This is a genomic window from Corynebacterium sp. HMSC06D04 (assembly GCF_001807315.1).
GTDB lineage: Bacteria > Actinomycetota > Actinomycetes > Mycobacteriales > Mycobacteriaceae > Corynebacterium > Corynebacterium simulans.
This window is the reverse complement of sequence record NZ_KV788529.1, coordinates 1-24,317: the sequence shown is the minus strand read 5'-3', so window position 1 is coordinate 24,317 and position 24,317 is coordinate 1. Positions and strand designations below refer to the sequence as shown.

19 protein-coding genes are annotated in these 24,317 nt (G+C 59.7%); 10 read left to right on the top strand and 9 right to left on the bottom strand.

All coding sequences use genetic code 11. The features are described 5' to 3' along the window. Window positions 1-358: 358 nt before the first annotated feature. Entirely contained in the window at window positions 359-1,765 is a 1,407-nt protein-coding gene (ramB, locus tag HMPREF3155_RS02465) for an acetate metabolism transcriptional regulator RamB (protein WP_061920264.1), read from the top strand. Between the two features lie 204 nt (window positions 1,766-1,969). Here ramB and lpdA read toward each other — a convergent pair whose 3' ends face one another. Next, window positions 1,970-3,382 carry a dihydrolipoyl dehydrogenase gene (gene lpdA / locus HMPREF3155_RS02460; protein ID WP_061920262.1) on the bottom strand — a complete coding sequence of 471 codons (1,413 nt, stop codon included), beginning with the start codon at window positions 3,380-3,382 and terminating at the stop codon, window positions 1,970-1,972. Between the two features lie 610 nt (window positions 3,383-3,992). Here lpdA and HMPREF3155_RS02455 point away from each other — a divergent pair. From HMPREF3155_RS02455 to rfbA, 7 genes are all read left to right on the top strand, one after another. Further along, on the top strand, window positions 3,993-5,405 hold the full coding sequence (locus HMPREF3155_RS02455) for an alpha/beta hydrolase (RefSeq protein WP_049146104.1): 1,413 nt from the start codon (window positions 3,993-3,995) through the stop codon (window positions 5,403-5,405). Between the two features lie 39 nt (window positions 5,406-5,444). Beyond that, on the top strand, window positions 5,445-6,530 hold the full coding sequence (locus HMPREF3155_RS02450; RefSeq protein WP_049146103.1) for an alpha/beta hydrolase: 1,086 nt from the start codon (window positions 5,445-5,447) through the stop codon (window positions 6,528-6,530). Window positions 6,531-6,591: 61 nt separating this feature from the next. Beyond that, window positions 6,592-7,944 carry a M1 family metallopeptidase gene (locus HMPREF3155_RS02445; protein WP_070432505.1) on the top strand — a complete coding sequence of 451 codons (1,353 nt, stop codon included), beginning with the start codon at window positions 6,592-6,594 and terminating at the stop codon, window positions 7,942-7,944. A gap of 107 nt (window positions 7,945-8,051) precedes the next feature. Beyond that, entirely contained in the window at window positions 8,052-9,482 is a 1,431-nt protein-coding gene (locus tag HMPREF3155_RS02440; protein ID WP_070432504.1) for an HNH endonuclease signature motif containing protein, read from the top strand. A gap of 100 nt (window positions 9,483-9,582) precedes the next feature. Continuing rightward, window positions 9,583-10,581, top strand: coding sequence for a dTDP-glucose 4,6-dehydratase (gene rfbB / locus HMPREF3155_RS02435; RefSeq protein ID WP_193391045.1), 999 nt, complete (start codon window positions 9,583-9,585; stop codon window positions 10,579-10,581). A gap of 53 nt (window positions 10,582-10,634) precedes the next feature. After that, entirely contained in the window at window positions 10,635-11,978 is a 1,344-nt protein-coding gene (rfbD, locus tag HMPREF3155_RS02430) for a dTDP-4-dehydrorhamnose reductase (RefSeq protein WP_049146098.1), read from the top strand. A 10-nt stretch (window positions 11,979-11,988) separates the two neighbouring features. After that, on the top strand, window positions 11,989-12,855 hold the full coding sequence (rfbA, locus tag HMPREF3155_RS02425; protein ID WP_049146097.1) for a glucose-1-phosphate thymidylyltransferase RfbA: 867 nt from the start codon (window positions 11,989-11,991) through the stop codon (window positions 12,853-12,855). 27 nt (window positions 12,856-12,882) lie between these two features. Here rfbA and HMPREF3155_RS02420 read toward each other — a convergent pair whose 3' ends face one another. From HMPREF3155_RS02420 to HMPREF3155_RS02410, 3 genes are all read right to left on the bottom strand, one after another. Then, a complete protein-coding gene (locus HMPREF3155_RS02420) occupies window positions 12,883-13,503 on the bottom strand; it encodes an MBL fold metallo-hydrolase (protein ID WP_049146096.1) in 621 nt (206 codons plus the stop codon). A gap of 19 nt (window positions 13,504-13,522) precedes the next feature. Beyond that, a complete protein-coding gene (locus tag HMPREF3155_RS02415; protein WP_061920252.1) occupies window positions 13,523-14,638 on the bottom strand; it encodes an S-(hydroxymethyl)mycothiol dehydrogenase in 1,116 nt (371 codons plus the stop codon). A 110-nt stretch (window positions 14,639-14,748) separates the two neighbouring features. Further along, entirely contained in the window at window positions 14,749-15,561 is an 813-nt protein-coding gene (locus HMPREF3155_RS02410) for a GDSL-type esterase/lipase family protein (protein WP_061920250.1), read from the bottom strand. Window positions 15,562-15,793: 232 nt separating this feature from the next. Between HMPREF3155_RS02410 and HMPREF3155_RS02405 the strand changes: the two genes are divergently transcribed. Then, window positions 15,794-17,443 (top strand): AMP-binding protein, encoded by a 1,650-nt coding sequence (locus HMPREF3155_RS02405; protein ID WP_049146091.1) that lies wholly within the window; start codon window positions 15,794-15,796, stop codon window positions 17,441-17,443. 141 nt (window positions 17,444-17,584) lie between these two features. Here the strand turns inward: HMPREF3155_RS02405 and nagE are convergent, their stop codons facing one another. The 5 genes from nagE to HMPREF3155_RS13215 form a co-directional block, all read right to left on the bottom strand. Continuing rightward, window positions 17,585-19,720: an N-acetylglucosamine-specific PTS transporter subunit IIBC gene (nagE, locus tag HMPREF3155_RS02400; RefSeq protein ID WP_070432503.1), complete on the bottom strand. Its 2,136-nt coding sequence runs from the start codon at window positions 19,718-19,720 to the stop codon at window positions 17,585-17,587. Between the two features lie 43 nt (window positions 19,721-19,763). Beyond that, window positions 19,764-20,543: a glucosamine-6-phosphate deaminase gene (gene nagB, locus HMPREF3155_RS02395; RefSeq protein WP_046647861.1), complete on the bottom strand. Its 780-nt coding sequence runs from the start codon at window positions 20,541-20,543 to the stop codon at window positions 19,764-19,766. A 19-nt stretch (window positions 20,544-20,562) separates the two neighbouring features. Further along, window positions 20,563-21,720, bottom strand: a complete 1,158-nt coding sequence (locus HMPREF3155_RS02390) for an N-acetylglucosamine-6-phosphate deacetylase (protein ID WP_049146086.1) — start codon at window positions 21,718-21,720, stop codon at window positions 20,563-20,565. A 177-nt stretch (window positions 21,721-21,897) separates the two neighbouring features. After that, window positions 21,898-22,581, bottom strand: coding sequence for an alpha/beta hydrolase family protein (locus tag HMPREF3155_RS02385; protein WP_246815640.1), 684 nt, complete (start codon window positions 22,579-22,581; stop codon window positions 21,898-21,900). After that, complete coding sequence (locus tag HMPREF3155_RS13215) at window positions 22,560-22,775, bottom strand: hypothetical protein (RefSeq protein ID WP_235590986.1); 216 nt, start codon at window positions 22,773-22,775, stop codon at window positions 22,560-22,562. Before HMPREF3155_RS13215 ends, HMPREF3155_RS02385 begins: the two co-directional genes overlap by 22 nt. Before the next feature lie 246 nt (window positions 22,776-23,021). Here HMPREF3155_RS13215 and HMPREF3155_RS02380 point away from each other — a divergent pair, with 246 nt between their 5' ends. After that, window positions 23,022-24,260 carry an MFS transporter gene (locus HMPREF3155_RS02380; protein WP_049146084.1) on the top strand — a complete coding sequence of 413 codons (1,239 nt, stop codon included), beginning with the start codon at window positions 23,022-23,024 and terminating at the stop codon, window positions 24,258-24,260. Window positions 24,261-24,317 lie beyond the last annotated feature (57 nt).

Sequence of the window (24,317 nt, the reverse complement as noted above, 5' to 3'; positions counted from 1 at the left end):
TTATCCGCTGGCAACTAGTCAAATTCGGGCCAAAGCAGTCTCTTCTTAAGGGCCTAAGCAGTCCGTAGAAATTTCATTAGGTAAGGATCGCCTAAAACGGAGTATTCGAAAAGCCGTTTACCTTGCACGCTGCTTTTTACGCAATACTCACGTTGCGAAATTCCCAGGCGTCTATGAGGTTCGTCACAGCTAATTTTCGGAGTGACTAGCTCACCCCTTTATGTGTCAAACTTTCGCAGGAGTCACACCGCCCACACTCCACACATTTTTACCCCTATTCGCAGGGAGGTTAAGAACCTTCACACAGTCTTTGCAAAAATCCTGTTACAGGATGGCAGGGGCCGGTAATCTTTTTCACATGAGTAAGACTTACGTGGGTTCACGCCTGCGCCAATTGCGGCGCGAACGGGATCTAAGCCAAGCCTCTCTAGCCTCTACGCTGGGGCTTTCGGCTAGCTATGTCAATCAGATCGAACACGACGTCCGCCCTTTAACTGTACCGGTACTGCTGCGCATTACTGAGGTATTTGGCGTCGACGCCACCTTCTTCTCCCGCGATGATGACTCCCGCCTACTGGCTGAAATCCAGGATGTCATCCAGGACAAGGAGCTATGCCCCTCCCCCGTTGAACTGCAAGAATTGTCCGAGTTGGTTTATAACCACCCCACCGTGGCCCGCACGCTGGTGGAGATTCACCGCCGCTACGGCAATGTTCGCGACAAACTGTCCCTTGCCACCGATACCCGCCGCTCCGCAGGCACACAGGCGCTTTCCATGCCACACGACGAAGTCCGCGACTTCTTCTATGCGCGCCAAAACTACCTGGATGACCTAGACGTTCACGCTGAGACGCTCGCTTCTGAGCTGGACGTTTCGCAATTCCGCATCCGCGATACCGAGGCCGCCCTGTCAGCGCGGCTGCGCGACAAACACGGCGTCGAGATCGTAACGACGCCACAAATGGATGGCACGCTACACCGTTTCGACCGCGAAAGCGGAACGTTCCGCCTCGCCAGCCGCCTCTCAGAGGGGCAGCGCGCCTTCCGCATGGCTGCTGAGCTGGGATTTCTGGAAGCTGGCGAGCTCATCGACTCCCTTGTCGACGAAGAGCCCTTCACTTCCGACGCCTCGCGCAACCTTGCTAAGCGAGGCATCGCCAGCTACTTTGCGGCAGCCACAATCCTTCCTTACACCACTATTCATTCTGAAGCAGAGCAATCGGGCTATGACCTGGAATACCTATGCCAGGCCTTTGGCGTGGGCTACGAAACGGTGGCTTCGCGCCTTTCTACCCTGCAGCGCACGAACAAGCGTGGCATTCCATTCACGTTCGTCCGCGTGGACCGCGCCGGCAATATGTCCAAACGTCAATCAGCCACCGGCGTCCACTTCTCCAACTCGGGCGGTACCTGCCCGCTGTGGAACATTTATGAGACCTTCTCTAACCCCGGAGTTATCTCCCGCCAGCTCGCGCAGATGCCCGATGGGCGCAACTACCTGTGGATTTCGCGTTCGGTTCAGCACCACCAGGGCCGCTACGGCGATACAAATAAGCTCTTCGCCATTGGCCTGGGTTGCGAGGCTCGTCATGCTGACCGCACGGTATATGCCGAGGGCCTTGATCTGGGCGACCTATCTGCTGCGACCCCGATTGGCAACGGATGCCGCACCTGCCCGCGTGCCAATTGCGCCCAGCGCGCCTTCCCCGCCATCAACGAAACGCTGACAATCGACGCCCATCGCTCCGCGGTGGCGCCGTACTAAGCACGCGACATCCCGGGCTTGCGGTGCCGCGCTTCGCTGCCGGAACGCAAATACCCAGCCCTGAAAAACCAGACCTCGTGGTCGTACTCGCATCCCCGTTTGTTCTCACGGGATCGCCACCAGCAGGTCTGTGTTTCCAGGGCTGGGTATTTGCCAGAAGATGCAGAAAAGGCCCCCTCGCGGGGGCCTTAACGCGAAAAGCGCTTAGAGGTTAATCATGTGGCCGCCGATGCCCTCGGCAGCTTCCTTCATTGCCTCAGAAAGCGTTGGGTGGGTGTGGATATTGCGTCCGATTTCCTCAGCGGTGAGGTCGAAGCGCTGTGCCAGCGTCAGTTCCGGCAGAAGCTCGGAGACGTTGGAGCCAACCATGTGTCCACCAATGAGCTCACCGAACTCACCGTCAGCAATGAGCTTGACGAAGCCGGCGGTCTCGTTGAGGCCCGCTGCCTTGCCGTTTGCGGAGAACGGGAAGGTTGCGACCTTGATGTCACGGTCAGCAAACTTCTCGCGTGCCTGCTCCTCGGTGTAGCCGAAGGAAGCAACCTGCGGGTTGCAGAAGGTAGCGCGCGGCATGTTCATGTAGTCACCCAGTAGCTGGGTCTCAGCGCCAGCGATAACCTCAGCAGCAACCACGCCCTGTGCCTCAGCAACGTGTGCAAGCTGAAGCTTTGCCGTGACGTCGCCAATTGCGTAGATGCCCGGAACATTGGTGCGCATGTAATCGTCGATTGCGATAGCGCCGCGCTCGGTGAGCTCAACGCCGGTGTTTTCCAAGCCGAAGCCCTCAACGCGCGGTGCGAAGCCGATGGAGACCATGCAGCGGTCAACGGTCAGGGTGTCGGTCTTGGAGCCGTCCTTGGACTCGACCTCGACGGTGACATCGTTGCCATTGTCCTTGATGGAGGTGGTCTTGAAGCCGGTCAGCAGCTTCACGCCAAGCTTCTTGTACTGCTTAGCAATCTCCTTGGAGACGTCCTTGTCCTCGTTCGGCAGGACGCGGTCCATGAACTCGACGATGGTGACGTCCACGCCGTAGTTAGCCAGAACGTATGCGAACTCCATGCCGATTGCGCCGGCGCCCACGATAACCATGGACTTCGGAGCTTCATCCTTGAGGATCTGCTCCTCGTAAGAAACGATGTTGCCGCCGATTTCAACGCCCGGGAGGGAACGAACGACGGAGCCCGTTGCGATGATGCAGTTTTCGAAGGTGACGGTCTTGCCCTTGTCATCGCCCTCGGTGATTTCGATGGTCTTTGCGTCTTTGAAGGAGCCAAGGCCGTTGATCTCGGTGATCTTGTTCTTCTTCATCAGGTAGTGGACACCCTTGACGATGCCTTCAGAGACCTTGCGGGAGCGCTTGTGAGCAACACCGAAGTCGAAGGAGACATCACCAGAGATGCCGAAAGCCTTAGCCTCATGGTTGAAGGTGTGTGCTACCTCGGCGTTCTTCAGCAACGCCTTGGAAGGAATACAGCCAACGTTGAGGCAGACACCTCCCCAGTACTGCTTCTCAATGACAGCAACCTTCTTGCCAAGCTGGGCTGCGCGGATGGCGGACACGTAGCCGCCTGGGCCCGCGCCGAGTACTACAACGTCATAATGTTCTTGAGTCACGCGTACAAGAATACGGAAGATTATCCGCGCTGTCTCACTCTCCCCCAAGATTGAGTGCCTTTTAACTTCTTAAGGCGAAAACGCAGCCCTCGCAGGAATTAAAAAATCTCCCTTTCCTGCCTTAAAAGCAAGGTAGGAAAGGGAGATTGGTTCAGCCGAAGCAGTGTCTTAGAACAGACCCATGCCCAGCGCAGCCTCGGAGGACATGGAAGAGCCAGCGTGTACCCAAGCGCCGAGGACGTTGTTGATGGCGACAATGAAGGAATCAAAAGCGTTCATGAAGTCTTACTTTCTGTTGTTGCTGCACAAATGCAGGGAGGCGGAAAGAAACCTGCTGGTGGGGATGGTTTCCTGCGAGCAAATTGCACTCTTTATAACGGCATCTTAGGCACATACGTTACGCAGTGCGCTAATTCCAGCCGAAATTATGACACAAAAGCCACATGTTCACCAGCATTCACTTTTGCTACTTGATAGTTTGACTGTAGCCCCCTCGTTGTCTCCCTCTTTCCTGCCTCTTGCCTTTGGCGAGGGCACAAGGGAATATAGTCAACGAAAATGCGCGTACCCTCTCACGCATTACCGACTCCCTCTAAGGAAGCAAACCTAAATGAAGACTCTCCACTCATTGGTCAAAGTCGCTGCCTCTGCAGCGCTGATTTTGGGGTGTACGACCATTCCGGCCACCGCATCTGAAGTGCCTGCTGCCCCTGTGGCAGGCGACGCCACCCCTTCCACCATCACCGAGGATTCCGCCTGGAAAGTCCTTAACGCAGATCCCTCCATTCAGGGCCTTTTGGTCTCCGAAGACGAATACCGAGAAAGCATCGAAACCTACCGCGCAGCCGCAGCGGACGGCACTCTCGATGCCGCGAAGTACAAGGAGCTGAGCTTCGACCTAGATCTGGCGAAGTTGCCAGACGAGTTGAAGTGGTACGGCTACGTTTACAAGTACCCGGACTACCGCGCCAAAATCGTCACCATGCAGGCCTCTTCCCCTGCCATGAATGGCCGCGAAATCCCGCTCGCCGTCATCACCCCTGACGGCAAATTCGATTCGCAACGCCCGACGCTATACATGCTCAACGGCGCAGGCGGCGCTGACCAAGGCATGGATTGGATCGTCAGCACCGCTGGCCGCGACCTAGATCCGGAAAAGCCGGGCACTCAAGACATCGATGACTTCTACGGAGACCGCAATGTCAACGTCGTCATCCCGCAGGCCGGCGCATTCAGCTACTACACCGATTGGCTCGAGGAACCGGACGGCAAGTACGGGCTTAAGGGCCCACAGAAGTGGGAGACCTTCCTAACCAAGGAGCTGCCTGGCCCGCTGGAGGATCACATCAACGGCAACGGGCAGCGCGGCATCGCTGGCATGTCCATGTCCGCCACCTCTTCACTGCTGCTGGCTGAACACAACCCACGCTTCTACGACGCAGTCGGCTCCTACGCCGGCTGCGCCGCTACCTCGAGGCCGCTGCCGCACTTCTACCTCCAGCTAACCCTGGGCCGCGGCGGCGCTACCCCAGAGCAGATGTGGGGCGAAATGGGTGGCGAGTACAACCGTTATAACGACGGTCTCATCAACGCGACCAAGAACAACCTGGGTGACACCGACATCTACGTGTCCGCCGGCTCCGGCCTCGCGGGCGCAACCGATTTAGGTTCGACCAAGTCTTCTTCCACCCTCGTGTTTGAAGGTGGTGCCATCGAAGCCGCAATGAGCGCTTGTACCCATGACTTGCAGGCAAAACTCAACCACGAAGACGTGCCGGCTACATTCAACTTCCGCAACACCGGCACCCACTCCTGGCCGGGCTGGTTGGAAGACATCAACGCTTCCTGGAAGGTCTTCGGCACGGCATTCAACGCCCCAGAATCGGAGGCTCACGTCGCCGAGGCAAACAATGCTGATGAAGTACTTGCTAACGAAAAGCTTGACGACGCCGATATCCCTAATGTTGAGCAGCCTGCCCCCGCTGACTCCCTGCCGGTAGACCCAGCAGCGCCAGCACAGTAAGCTCTCCTTAAAACTCTCGACACGTTGGGAAAGAAGTTAATGAAGCGTATTAGCTCTATTATCGCCGCAGCCGCAATCGCTGCTGGCGCACTCGTTGTACCATCTGCTGGTGCTGCTACCGTTGCACCAGCAACCATTGCAGGTGACACCGCGCTGTCCACCATCACTGAGATCGACCCGAGCGCCGTTCCTGCCGATGTGGCAGGCACCAAGTGGTACAAGAAGTACAAGGATGACGGCCGCGTCGAGAAGCTGCTGGCCCATTCGCCTTCCATGGATCGCGATATCCCGCTGGCTGTCATCAAGGCTAATGCCGCTAACCGCCCAACCATCTACCTGCTCAACGGCGCTGGATCTGCAGAGCAGGATTCTGACTGGCTGAGCTTGTCCGACGCGGTTGACTTCTACCACGAGAAGAACGTCAATGTCGTCGTTCCGCAGGCTGGTGCTTTCTCCTACTTCACTGACTGGGAGCAGGAGCCAAACGGTAAATACCTGCAGGGCCCGCAGAAGTGGGAGACCTTCCTGACCAAGGAGCTGCCAGGACCAATCGAGCAGCGCCTCAGCGCTTCCGACAAGCGTGCAGTGGCTGGTATGTCGATGTCCGCTACTTCTTCCCTGCTGTTCGCAGAGCACAATCCAGGCTTCTACGACGCAGCCGGCTCCTACGCGGGCTGTGCCGCAACCTCCTCCCAGCTCCCTTATGAGTTCCTGCGCCTGACCGTCAACCGTGGCGGCGGCCAGCCGGAGCAAATGTGGGGCCCAATGGGCAGCGACTACAACCGCCACAATGACGCCCTTCTGAATTCCCACAAGCTGAAGGACACCGCTCTGTACGTCTCGTCTGCCTCCGGCCTGGCTGGCAAGACCGATATGCCTTCTTACTACACCGCACAGGGCATGAACCCGGCCGCCGCATTCGTCGGATCCGCACAGCTCCAGGTCGAGGGCGGCATCATCGAGGCTGCGGTTAACAGCTGCACCCACAACCTGAAGGCCAAGCTGGACCAGCAGAACATCCCGGCTACCTTCAACTTCCGCAATACCGGCACCCACTCTTGGCCGGGCTGGCGCGAGGACATCGAGAAGTCCTGGCCCGTATTTGCATCGGCTCTCGGCGTATAGGCCTATAAGGCCTCAACGCGAATAGGGTTTCATCCTTAAAGGGCGGTAGGATCGCAGCATTATGAAGCTGCTTTCCACCGCCCTTTCGCACGTCGCACCCACCGCCGGTCAACTATCTGAACAGCGCGATAGCTACACAGGTGTCGCGTTCAACTTAGGTTATGAGGTCACCCATTATGACCTGGACCTTACCTACCGCGTTGAGCCCAACCTTTTGCAAGGTGAAGCGGTGCTGCATATCCGGGTGCTAGAGGACGTCGACAAGCTCACGCTCGATCTCGGCGGCGCCATGGTAGCCCGCCGCATCACCGCCAAGGGCGCACCGCGGGTGGCGAAATTCCGCCAGTCCGTGGGCAAGCTGCGCCTGACTTTCGCGGATACCATCGCAGATGGAACCGAGTTCGAGCTACACATCCGCTACGGCGGCTCCCCACGCCCCATCCGCACCCCGTGGGGCGAACTCGGCTGGGAGGAAACCGAATCCGGCGCTCTAGTAGCTAGCCAGCCCAACGGCGCCCCGAGCTGGTTCCCATGCGACGATACCCCGAGCGAGAAGACCACCTTTGACATCAAGATCACCGCAGATAATCCGTTCCGCGTGATTTCGAATGGAAAGCTGGTTTCCCGCAAATCCGCCAGCGGTTCGATGACGCGCTGGCATTACCGCACCGAACACCCCACGGCTACTTACCTGGTTACGGTTCAGGTAGGCGAGTTTAGCGAGGTCAGGCTTGGCGACGACGTGCGCGCCTGGGTTCCGCCAGCACTCAAGATGCCTGTCCAAGTGGTCTTTGCCCAGCAGCAGGAGATGCTGGACTTCTTCTCTTCCTGCTTCGGCGCCTATCCGTTTGACGAATATCAGGTGGTCATCACCGAGGACGAGCTGGAAATCCCGCTGGAAGCCCAGGGCCTTTCGATTTTCGGCTCCAACCATGTCTCGCCTACCTTCGAGCGTCTCATCGCTCACGAGCTTTCCCACCAGTGGTTTGGCAATGCGGTGGGCCTTAGCGAGTGGAAGGATATTTGGCTCAACGAGGGTTTTGCCTGCTACTGCGAGTGGTTGTGGATGGAGCACACGCATGGCCGGGCGGTGCATGAGTCTGCGCGTTCGCACTACAACGTGCTCGCTCGCAAGGCGCAGGATGTGTTGCTGGCAGATCCGGGCACTCAAGACATGTTCGATGATCGCGTGTACAAACGCGGCGCGCTCACGGTACATGCAGTACGCGTGCTGCTTGGCGACGCCGCCTTTTTCGACGCCGTGCGCTCCTACCTGGCAGAAGGCCGCCACGGCGTGGTTACGCCGGAAGACCTGCTTTCGAAGCTGCGCGAGCGCGCGGAAGATACGGCCGCGCTCGATGACCTGCTGGAGCAGTGGCTGGAACAAGAAAAATTGCCGCACTTCCCGGCTTAAGCACCACCCCCCAAAATTTCGAACTTATTTTCCAATTTACCCTTGACAGGTCGTTGTATGTGGATAAAATAGAACATGTAATCGAAACGCCGAGGGGGTGGGGCGCCATGCAAGACAAACACGAAGCGATTATTTCCACAGTCAACGAAATTGCCACATCGCTAACAGAACTGCGGGAGCTTATGAAAGAACCCGCAGACCTCTACTTCGGCCGTTTGCATCCCGCTTTCGAGCACCTCGAGAACGCAATGGGAAAGAAGACCACCATCGATGCCGCCTTTGCCTTCCTTGCTGCCCGAGATGACGCTGGCCGTACAGTCGGCTCCAGCAAGCCGGAAGACTATCTCACCGCACGTTTGGGCCTGACCTATCCGGTGGCACAGGCGCGCATAAAGACCGGGCAATCGCTCTTTGCCCCGCTTTCGGAGGAAGCGGCCGCGGATGCGCCAGCTTCTGCCCATTCAAGCGCGACGGGCAGTGATAGCGAAACGGCAGAACAAAAGCGTGAGGACGCCACCCGTGAACGCGCCCGTCGGGAGCGGGAAGCCGCAGAAAAGCGCCGCCGGCAAATGCTTGAAGAAGAAGCCGCACACGCGCGCACTATCGCACTCATCGAACAGGAACTTGAGCACCTCACGGAGGGCGCGCTCCCTGGCCCGCAAGAGCTTAGCCAGCGCGCTTTGGAGAAGTCTCGGGAGATGTCACATACTGCGCTCCGAGCCTGGCTGCGCGAGGCCATTCGTGCAGCAAACAAATCAGTCTCCGATGCAGACGCAGTTATTAAAAAGCGTCGCTTGCGCATCTCCCAGCCAGATGCTGATGGTGGCGTCTTCATCAGTGGATACGTCGATGCCGCCACGGCAGCAATGCTAAAAGCCGCATTTGCCCCAGCTCGCCATCAGGGAGGGCCAAATCTTCCGGCAGAGGAAGATTCCCGCACATACTCCCAAAGAATGGCAGACCAGCTTTCTGCCATCGTCCACAGCTATCTCGAATCACATCAGCACGGCACTGGTGGTGTGGGTTCCTTGCTTATCACCACCACGCTGAACGAGTTGGAAGAGATGGATTCTTCCACCCGGTTCGCCACCAACACTGGCGTGGAGCTCTCCCCGCTGGACCTGCTACGTATTGGAGCGGCATCACACGATTTCATCGGTGTGGTTGATGATAAGAAATTCCCGCTGGAATTGGGCCGCTGCAAGCGCAGCGCAAGCCTTTATCAAAAGATAGCCTTGGCGGCCTCGGAGTTGGTATGCACCCATCCCGGCTGTGACCGCCCTTGGGTCGAATGCGATGTCCACCACCTCCATGCGTGGGCAGCAGGTGGAGCAACGGATCTCAAGAACTTGACGCTCCTCTGCAGAAGACATCATGCGGATAACAATGACCGACGTGACGGTTTCCGCAACATGGGGCATGCAGAGCGAGACCCAATAACTCGAAGAGTTGGTTATCGTCCGGCGGGGTCGGAAAGGATCCATTTCAACGACAGCCCAACTGCACATAAAGCCCCGGCCCACAAACTCAGCGCCTAATCGCAGGATACTTGTGCCCTGCGGGCGGATTGCGCTTGCGTTTTATCGCGAGGTGAAAATAGCGAAGGAAGGTAGCCTAAAATTGTTATCCATGCGCAGAATGCTAGTTACTGGCGGCGCCGGATTCATCGGCGCCAACTTCGTCCGCTTGGTCGCTGCCACGCGCCCAGAAGTCTCCATCACGGTGCTGGACAAACTCACCTACGCGGGTAACCGGGCGAACCTCGAGGGCGTAGAGTGCCGCTTGGTTGTCGGCGATATCGCCGATGCCGCGCTGGTGGATGAGCTGGTGGTGCAAAGCGACATCGTGGTGCACTTCGCAGCAGAGTCCCACAACGATAATTCGCTGCAGGATCCCTCCCCGTTCATCCAGACCAACGTCGTAGGTACTTTCACCTTATTGGAAGCCTGCCGCAAGCACGATGTGCGTTTCCACCACGTCTCTACCGACGAGGTCTTCGGTGACCTCGAAATCGGTGCCGCTACCAAGTTCACCGAAACCACCCCTTATGTGCCTTCCTCGCCGTACTCCGCGTCGAAAGCCAGCTCCGATCACCTGGTCCGCGCCTGGGCGCGCAGCTTTGGGTTGCGGGCAACCATCTCGAATTGCTCCAACAACTACGGCCCTTTCCAGCACGTAGAAAAGTTCATCCCGCGCCAAATCACCAACCTGTTAGACGGCCAGCCGGCCAAGCTATACGGAACGGGTGAGCAGGTCCGTGACTGGATTCACGTCGACGATCACAACAGCGCGGTCCTCGCCATCCTCGATCGCGGCGAAATCGGCGAGACCTACAACATCGGCGCTGACCAGAAAGACATCAACAACAAAGAGGTCATCGAGCTCATCTGCGAGATCATGGGCGCGACCAATGCTGCAGGCGGCGCGCTCTACGAGCACGTAGCTGACCGCCCCGGCCACGATCAGCGCTACGCCATGGACGCTTCCAAGCTGCGCCGCGAGCTGGGCTGGCAGCCGCACTACACTGACTTCCGCGAAGGGCTGGCACAGACCATCCAGTGGTACCGCGACAATGAGAAGTGGTGGCGCCCGGATAAAGGCGACGTCGAGAAGCATTACGCCCAACACGGCCACTAAACCGGCAGCGCAACCCCATTAAACGAAACCTAGACAGGAAGAAACGAGCACACGTGCAGGTAACCAAGACGGCCATCGAGGGCCTACTGTTCATCGAGCTTGACGTCCACGGAGACAATCGCGGCTGGTTCAAGGAGAACTGGCAGCGCGCAAAGATGGTTGAGGCCGGGCTGCCCGATTTCCAGCCGGTGCAAAACAACGTCTCTTTCAACGCCGCGGCGGGCGTGACCCGCGGTCTGCATGCCGAGCCCTGGGACAAACTGGTAAGCGTGGCCCACGGCAAGGTCTTCGGTGCGTGGTGCGATCTGCGCGAAGGCTCCGAAACCTACGGTGAGCTGGTCACCCATGAAGTAAGCCCCGATACCGCCGTCTTCGTCCCGTGGGGCGTGGCCAACGGCTTCCAGGCACTTGAGGAAACCGCGTATTCCTACTTGGTCAACGATCATTGGTCACCTGACGCGGAGTACACCTTCGTCAACCTCGACATGGTGGACTGGCCGCTCGATCCCACCGAAATCTCCGACAAAGACCGCGCGCACCCGCAGCTAGCGGACGTCACGCCCATGGCGCCGCGCAAGGTGCTGGTCACCGGCACCAACGGCCAGCTGGGCCGCGCGCTGCGCAAGGTGCTACCGAACGCGGAGTTCTGCACGCGCGAGGAATTCGACATCACCAATCCGCCGCAGCGTCCTTGGCGCCGCTACAGCTCCATCATCAACTGCGCCGCCTACAACGACGTCAACGGCGCAGAAAGCGACCGCGCCCGCGCCTGGGAAGTCAACGCGCTGGCACCTGCCAAGCTGGCGCGCATCGCCGCCGATAACAACTTGACGCTTGTGCACGTCTCCAGCGACTACATCTTCGACGGCGAAACCGAATTACACACCGAGGAAGAAAGCCCTAGCCCGCTGAGCCTGTATGGGGCGTCGAAGGCGGCGGGTGAGGCGTCGGCAAGCGTGGCACCTAAGCACTATGTGGTGCGCACCTCGTGGGTCTTTGGCGAGGGCAACAACTTCATCAAAACCATGGCTCAGCTGGCAAATAAGGGCATCGAGCCGAAGGTCATCAATGACCAGCGCGGCCGACCCACCTTTGCAGAGGACCTGGCCAAGGGCATCGCGCACCTGCTGGAAACCCAGGCGCCTTATGGCATCTACAACCTCTCCTCCGGGGGCGATACCGTGGGCCGCGATGAACTCGCCATGGCCACGTTCATCGGCATGGGGCACGACCCCGCCGAGGTCCACTCGGTCAGCACCGCGGAGTACGGCGTCGAGCCTGCCCGCCGGCCCAGCGAATCTACGCTGGATCTTTCCAAGATTGAAGCCACCGGCTTTAGCCCGATGAATTGGCGCGCCGCGCTAGCGCTCTACCTTGCGCTTTATCCTTTGGATTAGGCTTTCAAGCATGAAAGGCATCATCCTCGCGGGCGGTTCAGGCTCACGCCTCTACCCCATCACCAAGGGCATCTCGAAGCAGCTCATGCCGATCTATGACAAACCCATGGTCTATTACCCGCTCAGCACCCTGATTCAGGCGGGCATTCGGGAGATCCTCATCATCACTACCCCCGAGGATTCGGCGTCTTTTGAGCGCCTGCTTGGCGACGGCTCCCAACTAGGCCTCATGCTTTCCTACGCGGTGCAGCCACGTCCAGAGGGCCTGGCGCAGGCCTTCCTCATTGCGGAGGATTTCATCGGCGATGACTCCGTAGCCTTGGTGTTGGGCGATAACATCTTCGAAGGCCACGGCTTTGCCACCGCCTTGGGCCAGTGCCGCGACCCAGAAGGCGGAATCATCTTCGCCTACGAGGTCTCCGATCCGCAGCGCTATGGCGTGGTGGAATTCGACGCGGCAGGCAACGCGCTGTCCATCGAAGAAAAACCAGCCCAACCCAAGTCCAATCATGCCGTGGTTGGTTTGTATTTCTACGATAACTCAGTAATCGACATTGCCAAGGGCATCCGCCCGAGCGCCCGCGGCGAGCTGGAAATCACCGCCGTCAACGAGGAGTACCTGCGCCGCGGCAAGCTACGGGTGCAGCGCATGCAGCGCGGCGACGTGTGGCTCGATACCGGAACGGTGGACTCGATGAGCGAGGCCTCCGCCTACGTCGAGGTGATGCAAAAGCGCACCGGCACCGTCATCGGCTCGCCGGAGGTGGCGGCCTACCGGGAAGGTTTCATCTCCCGTCCGGCCTTGGCCGCGCTGGCAGAGCCGCTCATGAAGTCCGGCTACGGCTCCTACCTGCTGGCCTCGGCGCGCGAGGATTAATCAGGCGGTTTTAATAGTCAGCCGGGTTTAGTAGCCGCGGGCGACGTATTCGTCGATGCGCGCGGCCTCTGCGCCCACGGTGGTCTCATCGCCGTGGCCCGGCAGCACGCGGGTCTCGGCGGGCAGGTTGAAGACCACATTGCGCAGGGATTCGATGATGACGTCAAAGTCGGAGTACTTGCGGCCGGTGGCACCAGGGCCGCCGTTGAAGAGCGTATCGCCGGAAAGCAGCACGCCCTCGCTCGGCAGGTGAAGCACCACGCAGCCCGGCGAGTGGCCCGGCGTATGAAAGACGGTGATGTCTTCGCCGCTGACCTGGAACTGCTGGTTATCCTCCAGCGGGTGGAACGCGGCGCCGCCGTTGGATTCTTCCCACAGCATCTGGTCATCTGGGTGGAGGTAGACTTCGGCGCCAAAGCGCTCGGCGGCCGCCGGCGCCAAGTCGCAGTGATCGTTGTGCGCGTGGGTGAGCAGGATGCCCTTGACCGGGCGATCGCCCACGAGCTCGGCCACCGCATCCAAGTCGTGGGAAGGGTCCACGACGTACACACCCGAAGCATCGCCTACGACGTAGACGTTATTGTCCACGTCCCACTCTCCGCCGTCTAGGCGGAACTTGCCTTTGGTTACGGCCTTGTCGATCTGCATTAGCTTTAGTTCTCCTAATCTATGCGAATTCAACGACGGAGCGCAGCACCTTGCCGGACTTCATGGTGGCGAAGGAATCTTCGACCTCGTCCAAGGAGATGCGCTCGGATACGAACTTATCCAGCGGGAACTGGCCGTTGCGGTGCAATGCCACATATGCAGGGAAGTCGCGCTCTGGCAAACAGTCGCCGTACCACGCCGGCTTGATGGAACCGCCGCGGCCGTAGAGGTCGATGGCTGGGATATCGACGTGGTCGGTGAGGTTAGGCACGCCCACCATCACCATGCGGCCGGCATGGTCGCGGGAGTAGAAGGCCTGGCGCCAAGTCGGCTGGATGCCCACGGCGTCGATGGAAACGTCGGTGCCGAAGCCGCCGGTTAGCTGGCGTACGGCCTCGATGACCTCATCCTCACTCATGTCCTTGGAGTTGACGACATCGGTGGCGCCGAATTCACGCGCGGTCTCGAGCTTTGCCTCGTCGATGTCGACGGCGATGATCTTGGCCGCGCCCGCCAGCTTCGCGCCGGCGATGGCTGCGGTGCCGACGCCGCCGCAACCAAAGACGGACACGGACTCGCCGAGCTGGATTTCCGCAGTGTTGACGGCCGCACCCAAACCAGCCATGATGCCACAGCCCAAAAGTCCCGCCGCCGCTGGATCCTCCTCCGGATCCACCTTGGTGCACTGACCCTCGTGGACGAGGGTCTTCTCCGCGAAGGAGCCGATGCCCAGGGCCGGGGTCAACTCGGCGCCTGCGTCCTTATCATCTTCGGCCAGGTACATCTTGGTGGAGGCGTTGTGGGTATTAAAGCAGTACTTTGGCTCGCCCTTCTTGCAGGCGCGGCACTCGCCACAGACTGCGCGCCAGTTAAGAATGACGAAGTCGCCCTCGGCAACGTGGGTAACGGCGGAGCCTACGCGCTCGACGACGCCCGCGGCTTCATGGCCAAGCAGAAATGGGAAGGCGTCCTCGATATCGCCGTCGCGATAAGCCAGGTCCGTGTGGCAGACTCCGCAGGCCTGCACCTTGACGATGACGTCGTTTGCGCCTGGCTCAGGGATCACGATGTTGACGGTCTCGACCGGTGCTCCCTTGGAGCGGGCAATTACGGCTTTAACAGTGTTGTTGCTCATGCGGCCCCAGCGTACACGGATTTCCAGCAAGGCCGAACTAATGAAAATTCATTTCAGCAGATATGCGAAAGCGTGCGCGGGTCGCCCCAGCGCACGCCGAAAATTAGAAATTAAGAGCCAGCAATAACGTTTGCCGCATGCTCGTGGCCGCGCGCATTTACGTGAAGCGGCAGGTTGCCGTCGCCAGCAGTGAAGTCAACCAGGCCAGCCCACATGCGGCGATCTGCGGTGGCACACATGCCGTTATCGCGGGTGCTCGGCTTCAGGTCGAGGAACTCGGTCCCGGTACGAGCGGCCAAGTCCACCTGCATCCATTGGGAAGCATTTTCCCAAGCCTGCACATTCGGCAAGAAAGTGTGATCGAGCGGTGCCGGACCCACGTGCAGCAGGCAGTAGCTACCAGCAGAGCCGATGGTGGGATACCCGACGATCTGAATGCGTGCATTTGGCGCCGCAGCACGGATGCGGCCGATGAGCGGAGCGTTCGCATCCACGAAGCGGCGGCGCAGCTCGCCCTCGCTCATGCCTGGGTTGTTATACGTGTCATTAAAGCCCGTGGTGTAGAGAACGCGGCGGGTATTTGGGCTCAACGCGCCGGTCTGGATCGCGCGATCAACCTGGGCGAACATCTGCGGGCCGCGCGAGAAGGAAACAGCGCCGGAGCAAGAAAAGTCCGCGACCGGCAGGCCCAGCTTCGCGCCAGTGCGGCGGGCATAGTTATTAGACTGCGGACAATTCACGCCGCCAGCACTCTGGGAGCTCAGGCGCGCGGTGAGATAAGCACCCGCGTCTGGGTCGGCCAACACGGAATCACCAAAAGCCACCAGATTTACATCGGCTGCCACCGCTTGAGGTGCCGTGCCCAGGCCTACCGCGATGCAGGTCGCAGCAAAAGCTGCCATTACCTTCTTTTTCAGGTTCATGGATTTCCTCTCAAATTTTGCTGCCCATCATTTTAGCCCAACCTGGACGGTCCGTTCAGAATCAATATATGTTCTATGACAAAAATATACTATAGTCCACAGGGGCAACTTCTGTAACATTAGTAACAATCTTCCGAGCCGTGCAACAGCCTGTGCAGCCCACACGATTAACAAGCCGGTAGCCTAACTGTCGCGCTAGCTTTCTCTTATTGACGTAGGACTTTTACTCAACATGCCTTTTAATTTCTCTGATTTAACCTTCCACACCGCTGCCCTGAGCCGCTTTATCCCGCAGCTTTTTAAGTCCGGCATCATCACCCACCGTGATGGCATTACCCCGCTACTCAAGGCCGGCCCCATCTTAAGCCGCTACCGCTTTACCACTGCCCGCGAGCTCGAGCAGGGCTATATCACCTGCCCAGAGCGCCTCGCGCTAATCGACGACGACGGCACCCTTACCTACCGCCAACTGCGCGACAACGCACAGACCCTGGCCAAGCACCTACGCAGCCTCGATCTGCCAGAAATCCGCCTCGGCGTGATGGCCCGCAACGGCCGCGGCATCATCACCCCATTAGGTGCCAAGGGATACGCGGGCGCGCATATCTTCCTGCTCAACGTCGGTTCTTCCCCAGAGCAGCTCGCAGGCTGCATCGAGGAAAACAACATCAACGTGCTCGTCATCGACGACGAATTCATCGACCGCCTCGATCCCGCCTATCACGAGAGGATCGCCGTTATTATCGGGCACGACTCGGGCGCGGAACATTTCGGGCTGCCGACGCTAGACGGCATCGTCAAGCACGCCGAAGCAGTGCGCGACATCCGCTTGCCAAAGTATCCGAAGCACGGGCACATCGTGCTGATGTCTTCTGGCACCACCGGCATCCCCAAGGGCATCATGCGCCCGGAGCCGACGCTGCCGGTCGTGCTGGCATCCATCGTGGAAAACATCCCCTGGCGTGCCAACCAGAAGGTGCAGATGACCGCATCCATCTTCCACACGTGGGGCTGGGCCTGCCTCAATATCGCGCTGGGACTGCGCAATACCATCGTGACCCGTCGCGTCTTCGACCCGGCGGCCGCGCTCGATGACATCCAGCGCTACCAGCTCGATGGTCTGCTTTCCTCCCCCGTCTTCTTCCGCCAGATGGTTGAGGTTGACCCGGATTCGGCGTATGACACCTCTTCGCTGAAGTTCATTGCCTCCGCCGGGCATGCGCTGACCCCGGAGATCGTGAAGGAAACCCACGAGCGCTTCGGCCCGATTCTCTGCAACGTCTATGGCTCCACGGAGCTGGCGCTGGCGTCGACGGCCAGCATGGAAGAGGTGGCTAAAGACCCGACCATCGGCGGCAAGATTGCCTCCGGCACTAAGCTGCGCATCCTCGATGAGGAGGGCAATGAGGTTCCGCGCGGCGAGGTCGGCGAGATCTACCTGACCAATTCCACCGCGCTCATTGGTTATACCAATCCGAAGATCCCACTCCACAAGGTCGATGGCCTCATTTCCATCGGGGACTTGGGCTATATCGACCCCGAGGGCTACCTGCATGTGGTGGGCCGCGCCGATGACATGATCATCGTCGGCGGCGAGAACGTGCACCCGCAGTCGGTGACGGAGGTGCTCGAGGCCATGCCGGGCATCGCGGAGGTGCATGCCGGTGGCGTGGAGGATGAAACCACCTTCCAGCGCATCGCCGTGTGGGCGGTGACCACGCGGGACGCCCTAGGCAACGCCGTGACTGCCGACGCCATCCGTGCCTGGGTCCGCGAGAACCTGGCGGACCACTCCGTGCCGCGCGATGTCCACTTCCTGGACAAACTCCCGCGCAATGCCACGGGCAAGGTGGTGCCGCGCCTGCTGCACGGCACCGACTAACCCACGCCTATTCCTCTCAAGACGTAGAACCCTCCGAGCCAAAACTGCCCGAGTTGCCAAAACCTTCGCTCCTAACCGCAGGGAACAACGTTGTTTTTGGCAACTCGGGCAGTTTTTGTGTCTGGGATTTAATCCAGCCGGCTAGCTGCTGCGCTTGACGGTTGCTGCGACTTCGCCTGGCAGGGCATGGCCCTCGCGAGCGATGTCGACTCCGGCGACCTGCTTGGCCGTCGGGCACACCACCGGGGTGATGAGGTTGACGCCGCGCTCGCGCAGCTTCTGCGCCTCCACCGCGATGATCGGTGTGCCGGCGGTGACTGTATCGCCCTTCTTGGCCAGGGCCGTGAAACCTTCGCCCTTGAGCTCCACCGTGTCGATGCCGATGTGAATGAGCAGGTCCAGCCCATCCGCGGTCTTCATGCCGAAGGCGTGGCGCGTCTTGAAGACCATGGTGATGGTGCCGTCGACCGGGGCGCAGACGTCGAAGGCATCGACGGCATCGGGCATCACAGCGAAGCCTTCGCCCACCATGCCCTGCGCAAAGGACGCATCCGGGACCTGGGCGAGCTCGACAACGTCTCCGGCGAACGGGGCGCGCACGTCGACGCCAGCGGCATCACCGCTTCCGCTCTGAGCGGCAGCGGCGCTGGCCGGCGCGCTGGCTCCAGCACCTGCCGCGCTCGCTGCACCAGTCGTGGCCAGGGCCGGGGAGCCGTGGCGCAGCTGGTGGCTGACCTCGTCATACATGAATTGCACGGCCGGGCCCACGATGACCTGGACGCTCTTCTCGGAGGGGTGGATGACGCCGGAGACGGCGGCGCGTTTGATCACGGAGTCGTCGACAAGCGCCTGCTCCTTCACGCCGACGCGCAGGCGCGTGGTGCAGTAATCCAATGAGTCAATGTTGTCCTTGCCGCCGAGCCCCTCGATGATGCGGGCGGCATCACGAGCAGTCTTCTCATCGCCGGTGGCGGAATCCTCCATGGAATCTGCTACCGCATCGTCCTCGCCGCGGCCCGGGGTCTTGAGGTTGAGCCAGCCGATGAGGAAGTAGAAGATGACGAAGTACAGGGCGAAGAAGCCCACACCCATGACCAGCAGCATGTACCACTTATTAGCCAGCGGGTTCTGCGAGGAGAGCAACATGTCCACGAAACCGGCAGAGAAGCCAAAGCCGGCGGTCCAATCCATGGCGGAAGCGATGAAGACGGACAGGCCCATCAGCAGCGCGTGCACCACGTAGAGCAGCGGGGCGACGAACATGAAGGAGAACTCCAGCGGCTCAGTCACGCCGGTGAAGAAGGAGGCCAAAGCACCTGCGGCCATCAGGGAACCGACGACCTTGCGCTTGTTCTTATCCGCGCGCAGGTACATGGCGAGTGCCGCGCCCGGCAAGCCGAACATCATGACTGGGAAGAAGCCCGCCTGATAGCGGCCGACGACGCCCTCGACCGTGCACTGGCCGTTGGCCCAAATGCCCGGGCAATCGGCGGCGGAGGTAGCAGTAGCGGCTGCCTCGATGGTCTTCTGACCGGCCTGGAAGTTGCCGATGTCATTGATACCGATGACATCGAACCAGAAGACGGAGTTCAGCGCGTGGTGCAGGCCGGTCGGGATGAGCAGGCGGTTAGCCACGCCATAAATACCGGCGCCCGCCGCGCCCAATCCTTGGATGGAGGTACCAAAGTTAAAGAGCGCGTTGTAGATGAACGGCCACACGAAGTAGAGGATGCCGGAAATCACTATGGCGATGACGGCGGTAAGAATCGGCACGAGGCGCCGTCCAGAGAAGAAAGCCAAAAAATCCGGCAGCTTGGTGCCGTGGAAGCGGTTATATACCCAGGCCGCCATGACGCCGGCGAGGATGCCGAAGAGGACGTTGCCGCCGCCCACGGCGTTCCAGCCTTCCGCGGCCCATTCCAGGGCCTCATCGCCGGTCAGCGCGGTGGGGTCTTCGATGCCGCGGTAGCCGGCCACGGCCTCTGGGCCCAGCAGCTTCATGAAGGTGGCGAAGGCCAGGAAACCAGAGAGCGCCGCGGCGCCGTTGGAATCCTTGGCCAGGCCGAAAGCAATGGAGATGGCGAAGATCCAGCCCAGGTTGGACAGCACCGCGTCGCCGGAGCTGATCAGCAGCTGGGCGGCGAGGTTATCCGGACCAGCCGCGCTGGAGATCCAGTAGCCAACGCCACTGAGGATCGCCGCGACGGGCAGCACCGCCACAGCGCCCATGAGGGCTTTTCCGAGCCGCTGCAGCGGCCCCATGACATCGATTTTCATGCGAGGAGTCCTTTCACACTAGTAAGGAATTAGATGGAGCTTTTTAGGAAAAGAGTGGGCGGTGCGGACGGTGCTTGTCCGCGAAAACGTAGTACTCGCGGTCCTCCAGCTGGGAGGCGGCGGCTTCATCGAGGATCACCGTGGCGCGCTGGTGCCACTGCAGGATCGACGCGGGGCAGTGCGCGGAGAGCGGGCCTTCCACCATGGCGTGGACCGCGCTGGCCTTGTTGCTGCCAGTGGCCAACAAGAGCAGGTGGCGGGCCTCACTGATGGTGCCCAATCCTTGGGTCAGCACGTGGCGCGGGACCTCGTCTTCGTTGTCAAAGAAGCGGGCATTGTCCTGCACGGTTTGCGGGTGCAGCGTCTTGATGCGGGTGCGTGATTGCAGGGAGCTCGACGGCTCGTTGAAGCCGACGTGCCCGTTGGCCCCGATGCCCAGCAGCTGGATGTCCACGCCGCCGGCATCACGGATGGCCTTGTCATAGGTGGCCGCGGCGGTGGCGGGGTCATCGGAGTCACCAGCGGGGCTTTTTACCAGGTCATCATCGAAATCCACGTGGCTGGTGAATTCGCGGCGGATGGTGGAATAGTAGGACTGCTCGTGGGTACGCTCCAGCCCGATGTATTCATCAAGCAGGAATGCGCGGCTGCGGGCAAAGCTCACCTCGCCGCGCTCATGGCGCGTAATGAGCTCCTTGTACATCGCTACCGGGGTCGATCCTGTGGCCAGGCCCAAGGTGGCGCCGGCGTTGGCGTAGTGCGCGAAGATGTCAGCGGCCTCCACGGCCACTTCGGCCGGCGTGGAGCGGATGAGGATTTCCATGAGATGCCTTCCTGTGTGTTTAAGAGAGTGGGATGTCCGCGCCGTCGACGATGACGCGCACCGGTTGGTAGTGAGAGTTAAGGCCAACCAGGTTGGCGCGCGCGCCAACCGCGATGCGGCCTAGATTCGTCTCCCCCAACACGTCGGCTGCCGTGGTGGAGGTAAAACGCACCGCCTCGCCCAGACCATGGCGCTCGGCGAAGCTGGCGAATTGCTGGGACAATGTAGAGGTGCCGCCCGCGATAGCACCGCTGGGCACGCGCGCGACTCCCCCGCTCACGGTGACAGGCAGCGAACCCAGCTCATAGTCACCGTCGGCCATGCCGGCCGCCGCCATGGCATCAGTGATGGCGAAGGCGCGGTGACTGTGAGCCATGTCCACGGCGCCGTCAACAAGATGCACACCATCTGCGATGAGCTCGACGGACACATCCCCCGCCTTCGCTGCGGTGAGCAAAGCCGCTACCGGGCCCGGCGCTCGGTGGTGAATAGAAGGCATGCCATTAAAGAGGTGCGTTCCAGTCACGGTCAGGCCGAGCTCCTTAGCCTTGGCGATAACGCTCAGCGTGGTGTCATAATCGGCCTCGGTGTGGCCCAGGCTGGCGATGATGCCATGCTCCGCGCAGACGTCGAGCAGCTTGTCGACGTTCTCCGTTTCCGGCGCGAAGGTAATCGAACGCAGGTGGCCGCGGGCCGCGGCGATGACCGCGCGGAAGAAGTCCGGGTCACCGGGCACGATGCGCGATGGGTCCTGTGCGCCGCATTTGGCCGCAGCGATGAAGGGGCCCTCCATGTGGATTCCGGCGATCTCGCCTTCTTCAGCCAGCTGGGCTAAAAGCTCCGCCCGGGCGCAGAGTTCTTCTTGCGTGCCGGAGACCAAGCTGGCCAGCAGTGTCGTTGTGCCGTGCGCGCGGTGGAAGCGGGCGGCGGCTAGGCACTGCTCGTAGTCGCCGTTGGGGAATCCCCCGCCGTTGCCGCCGTGGTTGTGTAGGTCCACGAAGCCGGGCACCCACAGCAACGCATCCGAGTCCCCGGCGCGCCAGGCAGCCTCGGCTTGGGGGACGTCGCCAAGCACTATGCCCTCAATACTCTCCCCGAACGTGACGGCCCCAGCGCGCAGCTCGAAGTTTTCATCAATATAGAGGCCCTCGACGTGGCCTTTCTCCTTTGTCTGCATGGTTCATTCGGTCCCGCTTGTACGGGCTGACGTGGCGCAGCCCGGTTGACAATTCACTTGAAATTTATCAGGGCTACCAATTTTTGTGAACCACACTTCCTCCGAAGGGGGTGTGTGAGCGCAGATGGCTTTTAGCGCGTTAGGTGCACCGCGCGGAATGTCGAAAGGCCCGGCGAGCTACCAGCCGCGGGTGACCACTCGGTCCCAAAGCGCGTTGCTCGCTAGCTCACCGGCGCCCGCTGGTGAGGTGCCAACGAACACATCTCTCGCATCAGGATCATCAGCAAGAATGTAGCGGAACCACGCGGTGGCGTAACTGTCCCCGAACTCTAGAACGTCCTTGTGGTCCGCGCCCAGGCGGCGGGCAATGATTGCCGGACCACCAGCTGATTCAAAGCTCTCCTGCAAGTCTGACCACGGACTAACAAGCCAGCGGTCCGAACGGCCATCGCTCGTCATCAGGAATAGCGGTTCCTCTACGTCAGCCGTGTTGTAGTCCCAGTCATTGGACTGTGCCACTTTGTGGGAGGCCGGGCTCGCCGCATACACAGCTGCTACCTCCGTGTGGGCCGCAGCGTTGATGGCACCCGCACCACCCTGTGAGTGGCCAAAAATGCCGACTCGTGATCGGTCCGCACGAGAATCCAGTTCCGGCAAGCGCTCAATCAAGTGCACGACATTCTCTCCTGTACCTGTGTGGGGAGTCTCATCGCCGACAACCACGAAGCCCCAACTAGCCAGGTGCTCCGCCACGGGCAGGTAGCTGCTCAGCGGCGTGTTCGTGCCATTAGCCATGACCGCCGCCGGAAACGGTCCCGCGCCTGTCGGTGCCGCGATGGTCACGTCGCCATCACGCCGCACGTCGACCTCGTGCGGCCCTCGCCCGCAAACGACGCTTCCAGCGGGCCACCTGTCTCAGCGCTATATCCGGCAGCCACGCCGTCATCACCGGTCACGCTGTCTGCGTCCACCCACTGCATGAATCCCACAAACCCTACAAACGCCACCACAATCACGGCCACCACGGCAATCATGCCAACCACAAGCTTTTTCATGCTCTGTATTGTGTTTCGCACGAGAGCGAAGGTCACTAGCGCTAGCACTACTTTTTCCTGTACACAGTGCAAGAGCTGCCTCCGCTACGCCCTTGAAATGAGAGACTCACATCATTACCTTGTTGTATGTAATCGTCATCACATATGGGAGAAATAATGCTTACCTCCGAAACGCTTTCCGAAGTAGTCACAGTAGGAGGTTCAGGTCCGTTCAGCGGCCAGGGCAACGAAACAGTTGCAGCCTAAATGCATCCCCCTAGAAACAGTGGTGACGAAGGACTTTCATCTATCTACACCTTGACCGCCACATATTTTTTATTGTCAGTGTGCGGGTCAATGACCAGCCTCTCGATTTCACTCCACTTCGCCGAACTCAACAAAGGCGAACTGTTGGTGGCAAGCATCTTCATCTCGGGTACTTGCGCTCAAGTTTTTGCAGTCCCCTTTCTGGCCCCACTCTTCAACAAATTCAACAGCTATCACATTGCGCTTGCTGCACTCTTCTTAGATCTTCTGGGCCTGTTATCAATGGCAGCCTATCCAGAGCCATTGATCCTCATTGTCGGAAATCTCGTCACCGCATGCTTAAGCGGACTGTCAATTCCATCCATTTTCACCATCGCTGACTCTCAGGTCGGCGAAGGACAGCAGGCGAAAGCCTTCTCCCTCTTGGACACAGCCCGACTTGGCAGTGGATTCCTTGGACCACCTCTAGGTGGATTACTACTGGACCAAAGAAACCTGCAGACAGCGCTCTTCGTTGAAGCTTGCGCCGTTGGAGTCTCGCTACTTGCTTTTTATTTCCTTTATAAATCCTCGCCCCCGAAAACACTGCTTCATTCAGAAACCAAAGATTCTTCACCGAGTTTTCTCCAGAAGGTCCTCGAAGCACCTTCCCTTTTGCTGAAGAATAGAAGCGCTCGGTCCGCGTTAACCAGCATTTGGGGAGCAATTATCTGCACCTCGGTTTTCAACGTTTCGCTTGTCTTCTATGCGACACAGACCCTCCACGTCAGCGGTACGTTATATGCCATCATTGCCCAAGCATTTATCGTGGGCCGCATCTTTGGCGCACGGCTTTCAGCTCGCCTTCACTCACAGAACGCTGGGAAAGTCCTGGCCGGGGCAGGATTCGCTATGGGGTGTTTCATAGCTTTACCTGGACTATTTCCCTCATTGTGGCTCTGCATCCCATGTTTCCTCCTGGGCGGAGTCTGCAATGCTGCTCAGGTGGCCGCACTACGCATAATCGTTGTCGGATCCGTACCTGATGAAGTGAAACCCAAAGCCCTTTCTACGATGGGTTCAATTAACAGCTCCGCAATGCTTATTGGATACATCATCGGGGCACCTGTTGTAAGTGCCATCGGCCCAGCTGCGGCCCTTGTCGTATCAGGGTTTGGCACCTCTATCCTCACTCTGGGGCCAATTCTGAAGACCACCATGTACGGTGCCTCCGGTGACCAAGACTACGACAACAAATAGCATTCAATTCTGTAGTAAATCTACTGTCAGATGCGAGTTTTTGGTACCGGTGTTCTG